24 protein-coding genes are annotated in these 17,575 nt (G+C 69.4%); 12 read left to right on the top strand and 12 right to left on the bottom strand.

The genetic code is table 11. The annotated features are described in order from the left end of the window. The first annotated feature begins 11 nt into the window (after positions 1 to 11). The 3 genes from ACPPVO_RS32865 to ACPPVO_RS32855 all read left to right on the top strand — a co-directional run bounded on the left by ACPPVO_RS32865 (position 12) and on the right by ACPPVO_RS32855 (position 1,497). Positions 12 to 824: a DUF6597 domain-containing transcriptional factor gene (locus ACPPVO_RS32865; RefSeq protein ID WP_426502428.1), complete on the top strand. Its 813-nt coding sequence runs from the start codon at positions 12 to 14 to the stop codon at positions 822 to 824. Between the two features lie 4 nt (positions 825 to 828). After that, positions 829 to 1,152 (top strand): dihydrofolate reductase family protein, encoded by a 324-nt coding sequence (locus ACPPVO_RS32860; protein ID WP_426502427.1) that lies wholly within the window; start codon positions 829 to 831, stop codon positions 1,150 to 1,152. A 177-nt stretch (positions 1,153 to 1,329) separates the two neighbouring features. Beyond that, positions 1,330 to 1,497, top strand: a complete 168-nt coding sequence (locus ACPPVO_RS32855; RefSeq protein WP_426502426.1) for a hypothetical protein — start codon at positions 1,330 to 1,332, stop codon at positions 1,495 to 1,497. Positions 1,498 to 1,587: 90 nt separating this feature from the next. Here the strand turns inward: ACPPVO_RS32855 and ACPPVO_RS32850 are convergent, their stop codons facing one another. Further along, entirely contained in the window at positions 1,588 to 1,866 is a 279-nt protein-coding gene (locus ACPPVO_RS32850) for a hypothetical protein (protein WP_426502425.1), read from the bottom strand. Between the two features lie 395 nt (positions 1,867 to 2,261). On the opposite strand from ACPPVO_RS32850, the gene ACPPVO_RS32845 reads away from it, so the two are divergent. Then, positions 2,262 to 3,005, top strand: a complete 744-nt coding sequence (locus tag ACPPVO_RS32845) for an MBL fold metallo-hydrolase (RefSeq protein WP_426502424.1) — start codon at positions 2,262 to 2,264, stop codon at positions 3,003 to 3,005. 665 nt (positions 3,006 to 3,670) lie between these two features. Here ACPPVO_RS32845 and ACPPVO_RS32840 read toward each other — a convergent pair. Beyond that, positions 3,671 to 4,192 carry an RICIN domain-containing protein gene (locus ACPPVO_RS32840; protein WP_426502423.1) on the bottom strand — a complete coding sequence of 174 codons (522 nt, stop codon included), beginning with the start codon at positions 4,190 to 4,192 and terminating at the stop codon, positions 3,671 to 3,673. A 36-nt stretch (positions 4,193 to 4,228) separates the two neighbouring features. Between ACPPVO_RS32840 and ACPPVO_RS32835 the strand changes: the two genes are divergently transcribed. Next, complete coding sequence (locus tag ACPPVO_RS32835) at positions 4,229 to 4,570, top strand: hypothetical protein (protein WP_426502422.1); 342 nt, start codon at positions 4,229 to 4,231, stop codon at positions 4,568 to 4,570. Between the two features lie 240 nt (positions 4,571 to 4,810). Here ACPPVO_RS32835 and ACPPVO_RS32830 read toward each other — a convergent pair whose 3' ends face one another. After that, the gene (locus ACPPVO_RS32830; RefSeq protein WP_426502421.1) at positions 4,811 to 7,888 is read right to left on the bottom strand and encodes an ATP-binding protein; all 3,078 of its coding nucleotides are present in this window, start codon (positions 7,886 to 7,888) and stop codon (positions 4,811 to 4,813) included. On the opposite strand from ACPPVO_RS32830, the gene ACPPVO_RS32825 reads away from it, so the two are divergent. The 3 genes from ACPPVO_RS32825 to ACPPVO_RS32815 all read left to right on the top strand — a co-directional run bounded on the left by ACPPVO_RS32825 (position 7,830) and on the right by ACPPVO_RS32815 (position 9,517). Beyond that, a complete protein-coding gene (locus ACPPVO_RS32825) occupies positions 7,830 to 8,420 on the top strand; it encodes a hypothetical protein (protein WP_426502420.1) in 591 nt (196 codons plus the stop codon). The genes ACPPVO_RS32830 and ACPPVO_RS32825 overlap by 59 nt on opposite strands. Beyond that, positions 8,336 to 9,010: a hypothetical protein gene (locus tag ACPPVO_RS32820; protein ID WP_426502419.1), complete on the top strand. Its 675-nt coding sequence runs from the start codon at positions 8,336 to 8,338 to the stop codon at positions 9,008 to 9,010. The genes ACPPVO_RS32825 and ACPPVO_RS32820 overlap by 85 nt, the downstream gene beginning before the upstream one ends. A gap of 168 nt (positions 9,011 to 9,178) precedes the next feature. Then, positions 9,179 to 9,517, top strand: a complete 339-nt coding sequence (locus ACPPVO_RS32815) for a hypothetical protein (protein WP_426502418.1) — start codon at positions 9,179 to 9,181, stop codon at positions 9,515 to 9,517. A 193-nt stretch (positions 9,518 to 9,710) separates the two neighbouring features. On the opposite strand, the gene ACPPVO_RS32810 is transcribed toward ACPPVO_RS32815, so the two are convergent. After that, positions 9,711 to 9,947: a hypothetical protein gene (locus ACPPVO_RS32810; protein WP_426502417.1), complete on the bottom strand. Its 237-nt coding sequence runs from the start codon at positions 9,945 to 9,947 to the stop codon at positions 9,711 to 9,713. Between the two features lie 514 nt (positions 9,948 to 10,461). Between ACPPVO_RS32810 and ACPPVO_RS32805 the strand changes: the two genes are divergently transcribed. Next, positions 10,462 to 10,809: a hypothetical protein gene (locus ACPPVO_RS32805; protein ID WP_426502416.1), complete on the top strand. Its 348-nt coding sequence runs from the start codon at positions 10,462 to 10,464 to the stop codon at positions 10,807 to 10,809. A gap of 467 nt (positions 10,810 to 11,276) precedes the next feature. Here ACPPVO_RS32805 and ACPPVO_RS32800 read toward each other — a convergent pair whose 3' ends face one another. The 5 genes from ACPPVO_RS32800 to ACPPVO_RS32780 form a co-directional block, all read right to left on the bottom strand. Continuing rightward, on the bottom strand, positions 11,277 to 11,984 hold the full coding sequence (locus tag ACPPVO_RS32800; RefSeq protein ID WP_426502415.1) for an SDR family oxidoreductase: 708 nt from the start codon (positions 11,982 to 11,984) through the stop codon (positions 11,277 to 11,279). A 9-nt stretch (positions 11,985 to 11,993) separates the two neighbouring features. After that, positions 11,994 to 12,449, bottom strand: a complete 456-nt coding sequence (locus tag ACPPVO_RS32795) for a zinc-binding dehydrogenase (protein WP_426502414.1) — start codon at positions 12,447 to 12,449, stop codon at positions 11,994 to 11,996. A gap of 14 nt (positions 12,450 to 12,463) precedes the next feature. Further along, a complete protein-coding gene (locus tag ACPPVO_RS32790; RefSeq protein ID WP_426502413.1) occupies positions 12,464 to 12,610 on the bottom strand; it encodes a hypothetical protein in 147 nt (48 codons plus the stop codon). A gap of 75 nt (positions 12,611 to 12,685) precedes the next feature. Beyond that, positions 12,686 to 12,862, bottom strand: coding sequence for a hypothetical protein (locus ACPPVO_RS32785; protein ID WP_426502412.1), 177 nt, complete (start codon positions 12,860 to 12,862; stop codon positions 12,686 to 12,688). An 11-nt stretch (positions 12,863 to 12,873) separates the two neighbouring features. Then, a complete protein-coding gene (locus tag ACPPVO_RS32780) occupies positions 12,874 to 13,752 on the bottom strand; it encodes a helix-turn-helix transcriptional regulator (protein ID WP_426502411.1) in 879 nt (292 codons plus the stop codon). Positions 13,753 to 14,060: 308 nt separating this feature from the next. Between ACPPVO_RS32780 and ACPPVO_RS32775 the strand changes: the two genes are divergently transcribed. Further along, positions 14,061 to 15,197: a HEAT repeat domain-containing protein gene (locus tag ACPPVO_RS32775; protein ID WP_426502410.1), complete on the top strand. Its 1,137-nt coding sequence runs from the start codon at positions 14,061 to 14,063 to the stop codon at positions 15,195 to 15,197. Between the two features lie 74 nt (positions 15,198 to 15,271). Further along, the gene (locus ACPPVO_RS32770; protein WP_426514933.1) at positions 15,272 to 15,502 is read left to right on the top strand and encodes a hypothetical protein; all 231 of its coding nucleotides are present in this window, start codon (positions 15,272 to 15,274) and stop codon (positions 15,500 to 15,502) included. Here the strand turns inward: ACPPVO_RS32770 and ACPPVO_RS32765 are convergent. Next, entirely contained in the window at positions 15,394 to 15,678 is a 285-nt protein-coding gene (locus ACPPVO_RS32765) for an HIT family protein (RefSeq protein WP_426502409.1), read from the bottom strand. The two genes, ACPPVO_RS32770 and ACPPVO_RS32765, sit on opposite strands and share 109 nt — an antisense overlap. A 500-nt stretch (positions 15,679 to 16,178) precedes the next feature. On the opposite strand from ACPPVO_RS32765, the gene ACPPVO_RS32760 reads away from it, so the two are divergent. Beyond that, positions 16,179 to 16,853, top strand: coding sequence for a cytidylate kinase family protein (locus ACPPVO_RS32760; protein ID WP_426502408.1), 675 nt, complete (start codon positions 16,179 to 16,181; stop codon positions 16,851 to 16,853). On the opposite strand, the gene ACPPVO_RS32755 is transcribed toward ACPPVO_RS32760, so the two are convergent. Beyond that, positions 16,845 to 17,108, bottom strand: coding sequence for a GNAT family N-acetyltransferase (locus tag ACPPVO_RS32755; protein WP_426502407.1), 264 nt, complete (start codon positions 17,106 to 17,108; stop codon positions 16,845 to 16,847). The two genes, ACPPVO_RS32760 and ACPPVO_RS32755, sit on opposite strands and share 9 nt — an antisense overlap. Before the next feature lie 49 nt (positions 17,109 to 17,157). Further along, positions 17,158 to 17,547: a hypothetical protein gene (locus ACPPVO_RS32750; RefSeq protein ID WP_426502406.1), complete on the bottom strand. Its 390-nt coding sequence runs from the start codon at positions 17,545 to 17,547 to the stop codon at positions 17,158 to 17,160. Between the last annotated feature and the right edge of the window lie 28 nt (positions 17,548 to 17,575).

The following is a 17,575-nucleotide window of genomic DNA, read 5'->3' as shown; positions in this document are numbered from 1 at the left end:
CCACTGGGTTCATGGAGTACGTAGGTCGGGTACCGGGCCGGCCGCTCGACCGGTTCATCGATGACATTTACTGTCTGAATGGGGTGCCGCGCCACCGCCGGATGAACGTCCCGCCGATGCCGTCGGCACACCTGTTCCTCAATCTGGGCGGACCGGTCCGCCTATGGGATCCCGACGCATTGGTACCGCCGGCGGTGCTTACCGACGGGTGGTTCATGGGTCTGTGGACCAGGCGGTTCGTCTTCGAGTACCCCACCCGGGTGCGGCTGGTCGGGGTGCATTTCAAGCCTTGGGGGATGTCGCCGTTCGTCGATATGCCAGCAGCCGATCTCCAGGACCGATGGGTACCGGTCGACGCCGTCTGGCAACGGTCGTTGGACCGGATTCGCAACCAGGTCGGGGACACCGCTTCGGCGAGCGAGACGCTGCGAGTCTTGGAGGCCGAGCTGCGATCGCGACTTACCGAAGCACCGCCGCATGGTCTCGACCTGGTCCGGTACGCCGGCGGCCGGTTGGAATCTTTGCACGGCGCGGTCTCGGTCGGTGCGCTAACCGATTCCATTGGGGTCAGTGGCACTCACCTGGCCACGCAGTTCAAGTCTCACGTTGGGGTCACTCCGAAGCGGGTGGCGCGAATCTATCGGTTTGCGCAGCTGATCCTGTCCGTGGACGCCCTGCGTCCGGTCGATTGGTCGGCGCTTCAAGGTTTCACCTGCGTCGGCGCCCTACGTCCGGGCGACGTGGGAAGGCATCGGCACGATTGTGATGGGTCGGCACCTGTTCGACCTGGTGAACGGCTGGGAGGGTCATCCACCGGCTGGTGAGCACGTGGTTGTGGTGTCCCGTCGGCCCAAGCCGGAAGGCTGGCACCCCGAGGCGTCGTACCATTTCGTCGGTGATGTGGCGGCCGCCGTCGACAAGGCCAAACAGCTCGCCGGGCAGCGAGACGTCGCGGTGAACGCCGGCGAGGTGGGAAGCCAGATCCTGGCGGCCGGCCTCGTGGACGAGGTGGCGATGGACGTGGTGCCGGTGGTGTTCGGGTCGGGCAAACGCTACTTCGGCCGCATCGACGGGCAGTATCTGCTCGAGGATCCCCACGTGGTCATCCAGAGCAACCGGGTACTGCACCTGAGGTTCAAGGTACGCCGATAGACGCCTACGGATCACCGGACCGGAGTGGCGCAACCCGGGTCGATACGATCACACAATGGGTGCTGAGGATGAGGTTCGTGCGCTGTCGGCGCGGTGGGACGAAGCGCTGCTTGCCAACCACCCGGAACGGGTCGCGTCCTTCTGAACGACGACTGGGTCTACGTCGGCCCGGACGGCGTGACCCCCAAGTCCGACATCATCGGCTGGATCGCCTCTGGTCGTCTGCGGCACGACCGCATGACCTCGGTAGGCCCAGAGCACGTGGTACACGCCGGCGACACCATCGTTCTGACGGCGCGCAAGACCAGCGTCGGCACCTGGGACGGCAGCGTACACCGCCGATGAATGGATCACCGAGGTCTACGTCCGGGCAGGCGACGGCTGGCGCTGCGCACTGAGCCAGAAGACGCCGGCCCGCTCCGACGCCTGATCGGGTCATCCGGCGGGTTTGATACGCAGGACGGCGATGGTGGCGCGGATCTCGACCACCTCCAGATTCATAACATCGTTGACCGTCGCGACGCTTCCCAACTTGCAGTTCATCCTGACACCGCCGCGGCCCTGCGACGACACGCCGCCGCCACCCGAACAGCCCGACAGGCCGAAGCCCGACCCGGTCACCGGCGCGACCATCTCGATCGCGTCGGCGGTGATCGCCGTAACCTCGATCGGCCCGAGGCCATACCGTTCCGGCAGCACCACGACGTCGCCCACGGCGACCTCGATCTGGCAACTCCCGCCAACACACGGCCCGCTCGGCGCAGGCGACGGTGCGGCCGCCTGCGAAGAAGCCGGTACGCCACTGGCGGCTGAGGTCGCGGATGCGGACCCAACCGAAGAATCCGTTGAGCACGACGTCAGAGCAGCGAAAACGACTACCCCGACAACAGCGATCGCTGCGAACCACAACTCCTGCGGCATCTTAGCCATAGATCTCAGGCTATACCTGACCGAGCCCGCGCCGGCCGTCGGCGCGATCGCACAGCTCGGAGCGCCGATCAGCGCCGCCACAGCAGCCTATCGAGCGTGCGAGTGTTGCCGAACGGTCGGCGGCAAATGAGGATGTCGGTGACGTGTGCTGCAGATCGAGTGGCGATAGCATTCCTTGAATGCGACTCAGCGTTCTCGGCGCGTGCGGTGCGTGGCCCCAGGCGGGCGAGGCGTGCAGCGGTTTCCTCGTCGAGCACGACGGGTTCCGGCTACTTCTCGACCTCGGCTATGCGACCGTCCCGCGGCTGTTGAGGCGAATCCCCGCGGAACAGGTCGACGCCGTGTTCGTCAGCCACGGCCACCCCGACCACTGCGCGGACCTCAACCCACTGCTGCGGGCCCGTGCTCTCGGCGGCCGATCATCATCACCCCTACCGATCTACGCGCCGGCGGGCGCGCTCGATGCAGTGCTGGCACTGGACCGCCCCGGGATGCTCGACGACACATACGTGGTGCACGACGTCCTACCCGGCGCCCTGTTCGAACTCGGGCCGTTCCGGGCCGAGACCCGGCTCCTGCCACATTGGGAACCGAACGCCGGTATCCGTCTGGTCGCCGACGGTCGAGCATTCGCCTACACGGGCGACGCCGGGCCCAGCCGACATGTCGTAGACCTGGCCAGGGAGGTGGACCTGCTGGTGGCCGAGGCGACATACCCGGACCACGTGCCGGACCACTCGAGGCGGTACCTGTCGAGCGCGCGCACAGCCGGCCGGCAGGCTGCGGAAGCCAGTGCAGATCATCTGCTCCTGACTCATCTCTGGCCGGGAACCGACCCGCAGATCGCGCTGGCGGCGGCTGCCGAGACGTACGGCGGCACCTTGGACGTGGCCGTCAGCGACTTCACCGTCGATCTGGCCTGAACACACCCGGACCGCACCCGCTCATCGGCATCTTGTGGGCTGCGACAGCTCGTCGCGGTTCAGCCGGCAGTGCCGCTGCCAGTTCGGTGTCCGGCCGGGTCCAGGACGCCGAACGCTGGTGCGCGGCGTGCCCGTTGATGCCGTGGTTCGCGCAAACGCCACTCGCGACCTGGTTCCGGTCGCGATGATGACGATCATGCTGAGACACCGGCGGCTGGGGATAGTCGGGCGCGCGGACGGCGAGGCCGTCAGTCCATGTCCTGGTTCTGCGGCCGTGATGCTTGCAGGAGGTGAGTCGGTCGCGGACGACGGGTGCTGTGTTGAGCTGAGCGACGGTGGTTGCGATGTGCTGATTGTTGATGGCGATCCCGGTAAGGACGCCGACGATCGAAGCCGCGATACACACGACGACCTTGGTTCGTCGACGCACCGGCGATCTGCTGACGCCATCGTCGGCAGGCGGTTCGAACCCGGGCCGCCGTCCGCACACCCGGCGACCCGGAAACCGTGCGGTACCCGGCTCCGCCCGTTGCGCATCTGAGCCGTCGCGGGGGGGGGGGGGGGGGGGGGGGGAGCTGCTGGTCTTCGGCCTGTTCGGCTGTCGTTGACGACGGTGACGGGATCGCGGAGGTCCCCGGTGGCCTCCGCGGTCCCGTCCGGTCTGATCAGGCCGGAGTGGCCTGGAAGTACTGGTTGTTGCCGCCGGTCCACCCGTAGGTGTCGAGTTTCGCGCCGTCGCCGCGCGCGTCCTGGTACACGTCCAGGTAGAGGCCGCTGGAGACGTTCTGGATGGTCCGGCCGATGTAGTCGGTCGTCAGGCCGGTGCGCCACAGCTCGTACTGGTTGCCGTCGCAGGGAACCTGGAGCACCTGGTGACCGGACACGCCGTCGCTCCACAGGCACTTGCCGCTGTTCAGATTCTGGATCAGGTAGTAGCCGCTGGCCTGCTGCCAGAAGACCCACTTCTGGTTGTTGCCGCCCGTCCAGTGGTAGAGGATCACCGGTGCCAGCGTGCTGGTCGAGGCGCTTTGCACGTCCGCGAAGATGTACGGGTTGGATGCGGGCGACAGCCATGCGGTGAAGTTGCCGGAGGCGTGTGCCGTCCCGGGGCTGATGGCGACCGCGCCGGCCACCGCCGCGACCGTGGCGGCGGCGCTGACGGCGAGCTTCTTGAGTTTCCGGTTCATCGGGTGCTCCCTGTCGCGTTGCTGTGATCGATGCGGGTGAGTGTTTCGCCAGGGAAGACCGTCGAGTACGGACGGTCGATACGTCAGGAATCCGTCACAAGGTGGCCGATCGTTGCGACCGACATCGCCGCGGCGCTGAGGGCGTATGGCGACGACTCGTTGACCGATCAGGTCAAGAAGCTGCGCGTCGTGCATGTGCGGCTGCGGGGAGGACTTCTGCCAGAGCTTCGATACCGCCCCGAGACCGATTGGCGCGTATGGCAAGGGCCACCGGACCATATGCGCCTCGACCCGCCATGGGCGGGCTACCTCAACCTTGCAGTAGTCGACGACGTCATCGTCCACGTTGAGGTCCTGTACCGATCACCCCTGTGCTGATCCGATTCCAGGTGAGCGAACAGCGAATGGCTCCGCGTCTCGTCGCGCACGACCGGGGGCATGAGCGGATGCGGTGCGGGTATGTCTCGACGCTGGCGTCCGCGTCGGCGTTCGCCGTCATCGCCGGCGGCCCGGAACCCGGTGGTCGACGTCCGGGACATCGCGGACCTGCACGTGCGCGCGATGGTCGAGCCGGGCGCCGCGGGCGAGCGGTTCCTGGCCGCCGCCGGGGTGATGTCGCTACCGGAGATCGCGAATCTGCTGCGGGTACGGCTCGGCCCGGCGGCCCGCAAGGTGCCGACCCGAACGGCATCGGACTGGGCGATCCGCCTCGGCGCGCGGGTGAGCCCTCGCTTCGCGACGGTCGTTCCGGACCTGGGCGTGGCCCACCGGGCGTCGAGCGCGAAAGCACGCGAGGTCCTGGGCTGGCGGCCCCGGCCGATCGAGGAGACGATCCTGGACACCGCGGCCAACCCACCGCTCGGTCGCGTGCATCGCCCAGGCCGCGTCACCGGCCATCGAGGCGGCCATGGTTTGGTAGCGGGTCCAGCCCGACATCTCGAAAGTGTCTCCCTCGGCCTGGTACACCGTGCCGAGCAGGGACCGCGCCGTCTCGACATCGCCCTGCAGCGCGGTGATCACGGCCAGATAACCGACCCACTCATCCGGGATCCGCCAACGTCCGAGGTCATGGCGGCGTCGAATCGGGAAACCCCCGACCTGGCTGGCAAGGTGGTACAGGCTTTCCTGAGCCGGCCCTGGGTGCGGGTCGGCGGAGTTCGCGAGCAGCGAGGCAACGCCGTCCGCAGTGGTATGGCCTAGCCAGCTGAACCACTGATACGCCGCGCCGATGTCGCCGATGTCCCACTGGTACAGGCCCCAGGCCTGCCGGCCGTACGCCTGGATGATCGGGTCCGCGGACGCCTGGCCTTGCTCATGCAGCCGGCGAGCCCACATCCCACGGTCTTTCTCGGTGTTGACGTAGGCCCCGGTCATCCGAAAGAAGAGAAACTCGGCGGCGGCCGTCTCGCGGCCGAGTTTGCCGGCAAGATATGCGCCCCGTTCCAGCAACTCGAACGTCGAGCCGCCAAATCCCGGGGGCTCGACGGCGAGGAGGTTGTGCAGCGACAGGACGGACAGTTCCAGCTCCAGCAGCCCTGCGGTCCGGGCGATCTGGACGGCCGATTCCAGGTTCCGATAGGCGGCTGCGAACGCGAGCTTGGTTGCCGCGCGGCGACCCGCGCGCGCCAGTGCCTTCGCGGTGCGACCCGGGTCGGCCAGGGGGCCAGCGCCCCGCAGATGGTAGGCGAGGCGTTCGGCGACGGACTCGTCGTCCGCATGGATGTGTTCGAGGGCGTCGGCGACGCGTAGATGCAGCTGGACGGCCTGCTGCAGCCCAGTGGTCTCGGTGACCGAATCGCGGACCAGGTCGTGCGCGAAGCGCCACGAGAACGGGTCTTCCGGCCTGGTCTCCAGGAGACCGAGTGCTTGCAGCGGTTCGAGGCGTTCGAGGCAGTCGGCGATGTCGACGCCGATCGCGCGGGCGAGCAGGTCGAGGTCCAGGTCGCGGCCGATGACCGCGGCGATGCGCAGCAGGCGGTGAGCGCTGTCGTCGAGACCGGTCATCCGATCGCGGACGACGTCTCGCACGGTGCCCGGCACCCCGGCCCGTGTTGATGCGCCGCCGTCGCCGAGCGCGCCGCCGTCGCTGAGCAGCCGGGACAGCTCCTGGACGAAGAACGGATTGCCGGCGGTGCGGACATGGATGTCGCGGGCGACCTCGGCACCGGGATCGTGGCCGGTTTCGCGGCGGATGAGCTCGGTCACGTCGGTCAAGCCGAGCGGGCCGAGCCGGATCCTGCGGTGACCGGGCAGCCGGCTGGCCTCAGCCAGCACCCGCGACAGGCTGGAGCGGGGTGTGGGTGCGCGATCGCGCAGCGCACCGATGATCACCGTGCCGGCGGGTAAGCGGCCCGCCGGGTGGCCGAACAGCTGGAGCGAGGCGGCGTCGGCCCACTGCAGGTCATCGATGATCAGCAGCATGGGCCGTGGCGCCGAGGCCTGCCCGACGACGGTGACGACCTGCTCGAACAGTCGGAACTGCGCACCGCTGTCGAGAATCGCCGGCGCGGCCGCATAATCGTCGTCTCGCGATTCGAGGAGGCCGCCGACCTCACTGGCGAGCCACTTCTCCCGCAACGGCGCGGGCAGACTGTCGAGAATCGGGCGGAGCGTCTGTTCCCAGGGCCACATCGACGGTGTTCCGTCGCCTTCCAGACATGAACCCCACACGACCAGCACGCCACGCCGGCTCGCTTCGGTGGCGATCTCTCGCACCAGGCGGGTCTTGCCCACGCCCGGCTCGCCTTCGACGATGCGGAGCGCTGGGCGGCCGGTGAATGCCATCTCGACGGATTCCCGCAGTAAGGCGAGTTCCTCCGCCCGGCCGACCAGCCCAGCTGCCGTTCGTACCGACGCGCCGTCACCCCCACCGTCCGTACGCGCCACGAGCGGCGACGCCGAGGGCTGCGACAGCACTCGCAGGTGTGCGGCTTGCAGCTCCGGGCCAGGATCGATACCGAGCTCGTCGGCAAGGCGGGCGCGGAACTCGCGGAACAACGACAGTGCCTCCGTCTGACGTCCCGCCGCCCCGAGAGCGGAGATGAGGCTGGCCTGGACGGGTTTGTGGAACGGCGCCATCGATGCGGCCAGCTGCAACGCCGCCAGCACCCGTGCCGGTCGGCGCAGCGACACGGCCAGTTCGGCCGCTTCAGTGCACGCGGCGTAGAACTCGTCGTCGATGGTGGTGAAGATCGGCAGCGCGGTTGACCTGTGCGTGAACCCGTCGCCCGCACGGCCCCGCCAGAGGCCGAGCGATTCGACATAGCGATCGAGCGCCATTTCAAGGCGTTGCTGTGCGAGGGCCTCCTTGGCCGTCTCGACGAGTTCCCGGAAGGTGACGAGATCCAGGGTGCCGGGGGGTGCGGTGAACAGGTAGGCGTTTCCGCGGCGGTGCAGGTAGGAACCGTGTCGCTTCCGTCGTTGATCGGCGGCGCGATGATCCCGCCCTAGCCAGCCGCGCTCGGCGGCGCCGGCGCGCTCGTGATGGAACGGGATGGAACGCCAACAGCGCGACGGCCCGATCTCAGGAGTGCCGATGCAGCGCGGATGGCGGATGGGCCCGGCGGTGGCCGGGGCCGTGGTGTTCGTGGCCGGCGTCGCGACCGTCGCCGCTGTCGGGGTCGCGCAGACCGTCGCGATGCCGCCGTGCTCGCTGGAGTATCCGTGCCGGCCGGACGAGCTGGGGTCCAGCTTCATCAGCGTCCTGCTGACACTGCCGTTCCTCGGCTGGGTCGGGCTGCGGTTCACGGCCGTCGTCGCGGCCGGGGCCGAGCTCATGGTCATGGCGCACGATCTGTGGTACCCCTCCTCGCGCCTGGCAGTGGTCCATCTGGCCGTCGTGGCCCTCGTGGCCGTCTGCGTCGTGCTCGCCCGGCGGGTCCGCGCCGAGCCGATGCGGTTCCGGCCCACCGCCGCCCAGTACACCCGCGCGGTGGTGCTGCTCGTCGCCGGCCTCGCCGTGGCCGGCTACACGTTCCACCGGCAGGTCGACGCCGACGCCCAGACGCGAGCGGCCCGGATCGTGACGTTGACGGTGACCGCCCGACTCGGCGACGACGCCATCGCGGTGGACACGCATGGTGTGCGGTGGACGAGCGGGAGCCGGTCCAGCGGGTCGTCGTCGTTGATCCGGCCGCGTATCCGGTGGGTTCCGAGCAACTCCTCGCCGTCGACGACGCGGGCCTGCGCCAGCTGGTCGCCGAGCCGTACGACGCAACCCTGCTGCTGATCCCCGCCATCTTCGCCGTCCTGCTCGGCGCCGGGCGGGTGTGGCGGCTACGGGAGGCCGCCGCCGATTCCCGGCTCGAGAAGGTGGTACGCGAGCCCGGCGCATGGCCGGCGCTGGGGCCCGAGGCACTGCTCATCGCCGTCGTCGCGGTGCTCGGCATCATCTACTGGGAGCCGGTGCTGGGCCGGCTGGTCCTGGCGGTCTGCGGCCCGGACACCTGCCGGCCGCTGCCGATGGTGCTCATCGGCTGGGCCGCCATCGCAGTGCCGATGTTCGCCCTGGTCGCGATCTCCACGCTCGCCCGGCCCGGCTGGATCGCGATGTGGTGGATCTACGGGTCGTCCGCGGTGCTGGCGTTCACCTGCTCCGTCCTGATCGCCGCCGCCGATCTGGACAACAGCCCGCGTCAGCCCACCTTCTTCGCAGCCCACCCGGGCTCGTTCGCGACCCTGACCGGCTCCGGTCTCGTACTCGCCGCCCTACCCCTGGCCGTCCCCTTCGCCCGAGCAGCGCGGGGCCGGACGCGGCTGCTGGTGCTGGCCGGCGCCGAACTGGCCGTGCTCCCGCTCGCGATCTGGCTCGGCAGCTGACCGCCGCGCCCGGCCGCCGACCGCACCGCTGACACCCACCGCGACGACGGCGGCGGTGCCGTCACCGAACGCCCGTCCGTCAGCGCCGACCGAGCATCCTCATCTGCTTGTAGGTGCCAGGGACCTTCAGGCCCTTGCCACCGCGGGCTGGCCGGACAAGAGTTGGACATGAGCCCGGATGCCAGCGAGGTGGTCGGAATGGCGTTCGCCGTCTTCTTGATCGTGCTGGTGGTAGTCGCGGTCGTGTCATCCGCCAGCGCGTGGTTTGCCAGGTGCCGAAGCCTGGATGCGGCCGGACCGCAGCCGGCTTCGCCACGAGCGGTGGAACCATGGGCCACCTCTGAGGCGATCGGTCGGGCTGACCGGCACGGTGAGCGCGCCGAGGCCGTCCTCGCCACGCGGCTACTTGCTGGTCGCATGTCGGCCGAAGAGTACCGGCGAGACATGGCCAGCCTCGCCGCGCGGGACACGGCCGGCCACCCGCTGGCCACCCCGCCCGACCAGTGATCCGGCCTTGACTGGGCCTTGCCCGGCGCACACGCCGGAGAGACCTCGATGGTCGTTTCGAACCGGTAGGAATGTCGATCTTCGTGAGCTCGAAGGACTACCTGCCGGTGTGGGCAAAGGGGAAAGAGGGCCGACGCGCCGGACCGAGTTGCACGGGTCGTGCCCTGGCCCGGGGCAACCTGGAGAGTCGGGGCTACCGGTCGGCCGGCGTGGTGTGCGTGGCGCCGCCGGGACGGCGGCGTGTTGCGCAGATCGTGGCGCGGGTAGCGGACAGCGTGATGGTGAACAGGTCGTAGTCGGCTGTGGCGGCGCGCAGACGGAGCAGGACGGTCAGCGCGATGGGAACCCCGGTGAGGGTCGCGCCGGCCAAGCCGGTCGCGGTGGTACGGACGGCGGCCGGGGTGCCGGGGCCGCAGCTCAGTGCACACAAAGAACCTGCGAGGCGATTTTCCTTCCCCGGCACTACCCGGGTCCGGTGCACAGGACCACAGCCGTTCGACCTTTCGGCCGTTCAGCCGCTGAACTCAACTGGGCTACCAGTTTCGCTCTCCCGCTCGTCTCGCAGGCCAATTTCTACGTTACGCCGGGACCGGGCCGGCGCGGGGTGAGAACTCGGGGGAGTCTCCGTCGTCCTCTCCCAGCGCCCGCGCTCCACCGCTGCCCAACGCGATTTTGGCGGTACCGCGGGCCTGCTGGTGCCGTCGGGCGTTGTTGTGTAATCGCGGCTGGCGTCGACTGGGTTGTGTTCATCGCCAATGACCCCCGCGCAGGCTCGGGGGGTGCCTGGTCGTGCGGGCGGCGGCCCGCGAGCCCCGGGTCAGTCGGGTCGTCGCGTGGGACGTTTTCACCGACCTGCACGAGAACGCCTCGCGGGCGTTGGACGCGGTCGGCTTGGAGACGGTCGAGAAGAACGCTGGCAGATCCCGGCGACGGCCCTCGACGCGGTGAGCAAGTCCGACCTGTTCATCGAGTGGACCTTCAATCAGGGCAAGCGGGTGATGGGTGTGGATACCCCGTCGGACGTTTTCAAAGCCTGGGACGAGTACCACACCGACGACGTCTCCTCGCTGGTGAAGCAGGACATTCTGCTGATGGTCGGGACCAAGGATCACTATGAGCCCCTGCACCAGCTCGGTGATCAGGTGATGACCCTGACCGCGGCGCCGTCGGTCACCTGCCGGGTCTTCACCGAGGAGGAGCAGGCGCAGAACCACTGCCAGGTCGGCAACACGGGCCTGGCGATCAGCGTGATCCTGAACTGGCTCGACCAGGTCGGCGGCCGGAAAGCCTGACCCGGACCGGGGGACAGGTCTCTGATCGCTGACCTGGCGACGGCGGCGCCCCGCGCTCGAGGTTCTCGGGCGTACGGTGCCGCCGTACCGGGTGTCCCGTTCCCTGGCTGCCGACTGCGCGCTGCCTCCGGGTGGCACGGGCAGGAGGGCGCAATGCCCAACCTCGCGCGGCCGTCAATACGGTCGGCTGCCCGGTTTCCGGCAAGTGGCTGGATCGATGCCACCGGTCGCCGTTCCTGGGGTTTGGACATGAGATCACGTACTTCAACAGCTTCCTCCGCCAGGACCGAAGTCGCCGCGCCTGAGCACGCTGCTCGGCCGCGCACGCACGGCATGCCCATGGCGGGCGATCTCTCATCCCCGCCGGCGGTGAGGTGGCGTCCCGGCTCCACCGGAAGCCGGCCGCCACGGCGGGCGTACGGCCCTTGACCACGCGGCTTACTCCCGCAGGCGGGATGCCGGCAGAGTCACCGGAAGAGGTTGCCGGTGATGTCGGCGTAGAAGAGGGCGGGGTCGCCGGAGAGGGAGGCCTTGACGTTGGCGGTGGGCTTGTCGGCGATGACTTCGATCTTGCCCGCTTCCATGCCGTCGAGGGCCTGGGCAACTACCACGTGGGGCGCGAGCTTGGGGATGTCGTAGCCGGCCATCATGTCCGTGTCGGCGATCGCCAGCGCCAGGGCGGTGACCAGAGTCTTCTGCTCGGCCAACTCGATGCGGATGCCGTTCGTCAGGGACCACTCGGCGGCCTTGGACGCGGCGTAGCCGTTGCTGCCGGGGGCGATGGTGTACCAGCTCAGCGCCGAGATGACGTTGAGAATGGCGCCACCGGCCAGCCTGGGCGCGAATGCGCGGGTGACGTTGAGGGTGCCCCAGAAGTTGGTGTCGAGGTCGCGGCTGATGTTCTCCAGGGAGGGACCGAGCAGCGGGGCGTCCGTGGAGGTGCCGGCGTTGTTGATGAGGATGTTGAGGTCGCCCACCTCGCGTGCCGCGGCCTCGATGGAAGCCGGATCGGTGATGTCCATCTGGAGGGCGATGGCACCGGGGGTGTCGATGCTGTCCAGGCGACGGGCGGTCGCATAGACGGTGGCGCCGCGGGCGAGGAGGGCCTCGGCGAAGGCCTTGCCCAGGCCGCGGTTGGCGCCGGTCACGAGAGCTGTTGAGCCGTTGATCTGCATGCCGCGACGTTAGAACCTCACGTTGACGTCAGGGGCGAACAATGCGAGGTGAATCACGGCCAGTCCCGGTCCACGCGGCCCCCCAGCAGATCCTGATCGCCCGCATCCGTGGCGAGGGCGGCGTCGCTGTTGACGAAGAGGTTGATGCCGCGTACGCCCCGCGTCTCGTCGGAAGGGAGCGGGCATCCACACCGTGGTGTTGACCAGGACGCCGCCCGCCCGGACCAGGCCGATCAGCTCGTTTAGCTGAGCCGGCTCGATCGGCGCCAGGTTGAGCACCACCTCCACCGGGGTCGTGGCCGTTGCCACCGTGGTGCTGGAGTGGTCGATGACCTCGTCGGCGCCCAGGGCCTTGACCCGCTCGGCGGTACGCGGCCCGGCCACGCCGACCACGTACGCCCCGGCGCGCTTGGCCAGCTGCACCGCGAAGCCGCCGACCGCCCCGCCCGCACCGTTGATGAGCACCCGCTGTCCGGCCGTCAGCCGCGCGTGTTGCCGTCGACGCCGTTGAACGATGTCGCCGCGACCCGGATCAGCACCTGCCCCGCGCCGGGGGTGGGCTGCTCGACGTCCTCGTAGCGCAGGACGCTCGGATCGCCGTACTCGTGGTAACGCACGGCCTTCATCTCAGGGCCCTTCCGGGGTTGGCGCTTCGTGTTCGAAGCGAATGTGGGTGGTGCGAGCCGGGGTGGATTCGCGGCTCAGGCAGCCGGCCGTTCGCGGCGTTCGCGGCCGGTGTCGACCTCCTGGATGACCTGAGGCCGTGGGCGTCGAGGTCGACGGCGACCGATGACATTTGCTTGGCGGCGAGGCGGCTGGTGATCGGCGTCCAGCACCAGGGCGTGCCAGAAACCGTGAACAAGAACGATGTTGCGCATGCTCGGGAACGTTAGGAAAGCCCGGCGGCGGCAACCACGTCCTGATTGTGCGGGGACACGCGGTAGGTGTGCAATGCGGCGATCCGCTGAGCGGTGGGCGTGCCTGCCACCGGTTGCAGGGTGAGCATCCGCTGCCGGGTCGTCGCCCCGGTCACGATCTCGCAGTCCAGGTCGAGGCGGCCGACCCGCTCGTCGTGCACCACCTTCGTCGAGCAGTGCAGCATCGCGACCGTATGCCGCCCCCACATCGCCCGGAACTCGCTGCTGGCGCCGCACAGCTGCTCGACGAGCTCACTCGCCGTACGGTCCTGGCCGCGTTGGGCGATCACCGCCCTCAGGTCCGACACGTAGGCCATCCCGGTCTGCTCCTGCTGCTCCGGTGGGTCGAGCCGATGCCGCCACGACGGCGACGTGAACCAGTGCCAGACGAGGTTCGCCTCCATACCTGGGCGGTCGGCGAACTGCCCGAACAGCGTGACGTTGAGCCAGTTCTGCGCCAGGACGGTGCCGAGGTCGTCGGTGACGAACGCCGGAGTCGTCCCCGAGATCGCCCCCAGCAGGTACGCGAGCCCGGGATCCACCGGTTCGGGCTGCGGCTCCCATCGGGCCGGGGCCGTGTGGCCCGCCAGCCGGAACAGATGGGCCTTCTCGGTATCGGTCAGCCGCAGCGCCGCAGCGATCCCGTCCAGCACGGTGGCCGACGGCCGTGGCCCTCTCGCCTGCTCGAGGCGCTCGTAGTAGGTAGCCGACACGTTGGCCAGCGCCGCCACCTCTTCGCGCCGCAGCCCCGGTGTCCGCCGCCGGGTCAGCGACGGCAACCCTGCTTCCACCGGTGTCAGGGCCTCGCGCCGGCGTCGTAAGAACTCACCCAGCCAGTCGCGGTTTTCCACCGCGCCATGGTACGTAAGGTTCGCTCCCGCTGCCCATGCGATCCTCGTCGCCGCGACGGCCGGGCCGCTTCGAGCACACTTCAGCCTTGCGACGGTGTGACGCTCGTCGCGGGCGTGGACGCGCCGCGTACGCCGTCAGGTGGTGCGGTAGCGGGACGCCAGCTCGGGGCTCGGTCCGTTGAACGCGGCCAGGTCGGCGGCGAAGACCGCGTCCAGTCTCTGCCCAGGCCGGGGCGGTTCTGCGAAGGAATCGGGGACCAGTCCATGAGCGGCTGCGGTCGGCAACGTTGGTCGTCCATACTCGTGCGATGCGTCATGAGGATCTTCTCGCGGAGACCGACTGGTCGGCGGTCGAGCACGCGTGCGGCAGGGCGCCGGGGGTGCCGCAGACTCCGGAGATCCTCACGGCACTGTTGAGCACCGAGGTCGCAACGCAGGTCAGCGCGCTCAACGCCCTCTATGACCTGGTGCACCACCAGGACACTCTTTACACCGCGACGCCACCGGCGGTGGATTTCGTGGTCGCCGTCCTGGGGGATCAGCGGACGCTGACGCCAGTCCCGGCCGATCGAAGGCGCGGCGCCAAGCTCGTGCCGTTACGGGCCGAGTTGCTCGGCTGGCTGACCTCTGTCATGGAGGCCGCCGCCGAGCACGAGCAATGGCCCCCGGCGGGCGGGGCGGCCGAGATCGCTGCCTGCCGTGCCGCTCGCCCGCGTGTGTATCAGGCCGCACGCTCGTGGTGCACCGATCCCGACCCCGAGGTCGTCGCCGCGGCGCTGGGGACGATCGCATGCCTGCTCGATGCCCCGGAGCTCAACGGCCACCGCCGCGGTGTCGCAGCGTGGCTGCACGACCAGGCCCTGGCGTCGCCAGATCGGGGTGTCCGGGTCATGGCGGTCCTGATGCTCGACGCATGGGGCTACGACACCACGCCGGTGCTGCAGCACGATCCGGACCCGGTCGTGCGGGCGACCGCCGCGCTGTCTGCCGCGCACACCCCGACACCGACCGCCACCCGGGCGATCCTCCAAGTGCTCTCGGCCCCGGCCGACGCCGCATGGTGCCAGCAGGTGTTTCCGCATTTCGGGCGGCTCTTCCCGTGGCGGCTCCTGCCCGCCGCCATCGATCGAGCGACGCTCGACGACCTCGTCCCGGCGCTGACGCTGCTGCTGGCCGACCCACCGACCGGCACCTACGCCGGCGACTGGGGCGCAAGGCTGCGCCGGAAGGCATTTCCGGACGGCTTCCCACCCTCGCGTCCGCTCAGCCCAGCCCAACGCGCACTGCTGCATCTGCTTGCCGAGCGTTGCTTCGGACCGGCCGCCCCGCCGGTCCGGTTCGCCACCGACACCCGCAGCGCACTGAGCGACCTCATCTTCGACGGCGCGGTTCACCGCGGACAGACCGCCGAGCAGTGGTCAACACCCCAGGAAAAGCCGGAATAGGCCACCTGTCCGAGGACTGGGCCGCCCCCGACTGGCGATCCCGCGTCGCAAAGTCGCGGATTCTCGCGGCCTGCGTGGAGGACCTCGACACGGTAACCGGGGCGTTCACCCATGGCGAAGAGCTGTACTACCTCCAGCAGTCGCGCATCATGGCAACCACCGTGCTCGCCAAGACCGACGCTGCGGAAATGACCGGTCAGTCCGTCGACGCGATAGCCTCTTTGATCGCTTGCGCGTCGCTGTCGAGGAGCGACCTCTCGCGCTCCGGCGAGTCGGGCTTGAGGGTCCAGCCGTCTCCTGCGTAGCGAGGGATGACGTGAAGGTGGAAGTGGAAGACCGTCTGGAAGGCGACTTCGCCATCACAGAGGAGGACGTTGATTCCCTCGCAGCGCAGCTTTGAGCGTCGCACGGCCCGTGCCATGTCATGACCGACCGACCAGACGTGAGCGCTCGTGGCTCCATCGAGGTCTTCGAGACCCACCGCGTGCTCGCGTGGCACGACGAGGAGATGGCCGGGTGTGACGGGGGTTCAGGTCCATGAAGGCCACGACGGTCTCGTCCTCGTACACCACACTGGCCTCGGCCTGCCGGGCCGCAACGGCGCAGAAGATGCACCCCGGCGCCGCCGATGTCGCGCTCTGTGTCATGCGCGCAATCGTCCCAGCGCACCCAGACAAGTGCTACGCAGTTGTTGCCGCGCCTGATGTCTGCCGACCGCTCATCGGCAGTTCAGCCTGGCGCGGGGCGCCGTTGCGCAGGACGTTCAGCTCTGTGCGCCGCGAGGCACCGTGGGCATGATGGTTCGGTGGCCAACGACCGTTCGACGGCAGCCGAACTCCATGACTATCTGGCCGGGCCTGCTCAAGGTCAACGGCACCGCAGTGCCCGTGGCCGGCGGCAACTGGATGCACTTCGATATGGCTCGCACGCATAAGGTTGGCTCGACATGGTGACCTACGCCAGATCAGGACGGGGCAGGACATGGACCGAGGCACCCGCGACGAACTGCTCGGCCGCCTGGCTGCGGCGGTCGGCTCCGTCACCGTCGCGCACCCGCTGCGGGTGGCCGTCGACGGAGCGCCCGCCGCCGGCAAGACCACGCTCGCCGACGAGCTCGCCGTCGTCCTGCGCGCCCAGGGCCGCGACGTCATCCGCGCGTCGATCGACGACTTCCTGTTTCCCCGCGCCCAGCGCTATCCGCGCGGCGAGTACTCGGCCGAAGGCTGCTACTTCGACACCCACGACTACGCCGCGCTGAACCGGGTACTGCTCGATCCGCTCGGCCCCGGCGGCGATCGGCGCTTCCAGAACGCGGTCTACGACCGGACTGCGGATGCGGTACTGTCGCCGCCGGTCTCGACCGCCCAGGCCGACGCCGTGCTGGTCTTCGACGGCGTCTTCCTCATGCGCCCGGAACTGTTCGACCGGTGGGATCTGCGCGTCTTCGTGTCGACCGCGCTCGAGAAGACCGTGGACCGTGCCGTGGTCCGGGAGCGCCAGGTGTCGTCCCGGGCCGAGGTCGAGCGGCGCTGGCGTGAGCGATACATCCCTTCCCAGCAGTTGTACTTCGCTGAGGTCCGCCCGGCCGACCACGCCGACATCGTCGTGCACAACGACGAGCCCCAGCAGCCGACCTGGGAGACCCGGTCATACTGAAGCCAGATGGATGCTCAGCTGGGAGCCCAGCTCACGGAAGCCGAGCGCCCGGGCCACCCGGCGGGACGCCTCGGGCCGGGCCCGCCACTGGGGGAGCAGGTCGGATCGCAGCGCGTCGGCCACGGCGGCGGTGGCGACGACCCGCGCGAGTCCTCGTCCGCGCTGCTCCGGCGCGGTCAGCACACTGAGGTGGGCGGTGTCGCCGGGCCACGCCTGGAAGCCGGCGGCCGCGACGACCTCCGTTGCGGTGCGCACCACGAACACCGGCGATGTGACGTCGGCCAGACCGGACTCGTCGGCGTCGTCAGCCGGTACACGGGCGATCAGGGTCTTGAGGTCGGCGTTGGCCGCGGGGATCGTCTCGAGCGCGGCGGTGCCGGCGGGGCGGAAACCGGCGCGTCGCAGTAGGCCGGGGTCGCCGCCCCAACGTCTCGTCGGCCGGCAGCGTGTCGTGAAGCTCGGCCATCGTGGGGAGATCGGCCAAGGCGCGCCGCACGGTCTCGGCAGCGTCGCCGTCGGGGGCGGTGACGATCACGGCTCCTCCCAGCGCGACGATGCCCACCCAGCCGGGCGGACACAGCGACGATTGCGGGGAGACCACGACCTCGACGGCCGCGTCCCGGAAGACGACCGGTGCCCCGGCCAGGCCGGCCCAAAGCCGTCGGGCGCGCTGCAGCAGGAGGTCGTCGGCCACGGTCGGATTATGGGGCAGAATCGGAGTC

Source organism: Dactylosporangium sp. McL0621, assembly GCF_049995355.1.
Classification (GTDB): domain Bacteria; phylum Actinomycetota; class Actinomycetes; order Mycobacteriales; family Micromonosporaceae; genus Dactylosporangium.
This window is presented reverse-complemented; position numbering and strand designations above follow the sequence as displayed.

Excerpts from the sequence above, each read along its gene's own strand:
- ACPPVO_RS32865 (WP_426502428.1), top strand. The coding sequence starts at position 12 with ATGGAGTACGTAGGTCGGGTACCGGGCCGGCCGCTCGACCGGTTCATC.
- ACPPVO_RS32845 (WP_426502424.1), top strand. The coding sequence starts at position 2,262 with ATGCGACTCAGCGTTCTCGGCGCGTGCGGTGCGTGGCCCCAGGCGGGC.
- ACPPVO_RS32840 (WP_426502423.1), bottom strand. The coding sequence starts at position 4,192 with ATGAACCGGAAACTCAAGAAGCTCGCCGTCAGCGCCGCCGCCACGGTC.
- ACPPVO_RS32825 (WP_426502420.1), top strand. The coding sequence starts at position 7,830 with ATGCCGCCGTGCTCGCTGGAGTATCCGTGCCGGCCGGACGAGCTGGGG.
- ACPPVO_RS32830 (WP_426502421.1), bottom strand. The coding sequence starts at position 7,888 with ATGAAGCTGGACCCCAGCTCGTCCGGCCGGCACGGATACTCCAGCGAG.
- ACPPVO_RS32815 (WP_426502418.1), top strand. The coding sequence starts at position 9,179 with ATGAGCCCGGATGCCAGCGAGGTGGTCGGAATGGCGTTCGCCGTCTTC.
- ACPPVO_RS32800 (WP_426502415.1), bottom strand. The coding sequence starts at position 11,984 with ATGCAGATCAACGGCTCAACAGCTCTCGTGACCGGCGCCAACCGCGGC.
- ACPPVO_RS32790 (WP_426502413.1), bottom strand. The coding sequence starts at position 12,610 with ATGAAGGCCGTGCGTTACCACGAGTACGGCGATCCGAGCGTCCTGCGC.
- ACPPVO_RS32785 (WP_426502412.1), bottom strand. The coding sequence starts at position 12,862 with ATGCGCAACATCGTTCTTGTTCACGGTTTCTGGCACGCCCTGGTGCTG.
- ACPPVO_RS32775 (WP_426502410.1), top strand. The coding sequence starts at position 14,061 with ATGCGTCATGAGGATCTTCTCGCGGAGACCGACTGGTCGGCGGTCGAG.
- ACPPVO_RS32760 (WP_426502408.1), top strand. The coding sequence starts at position 16,179 with ATGGACCGAGGCACCCGCGACGAACTGCTCGGCCGCCTGGCTGCGGCG.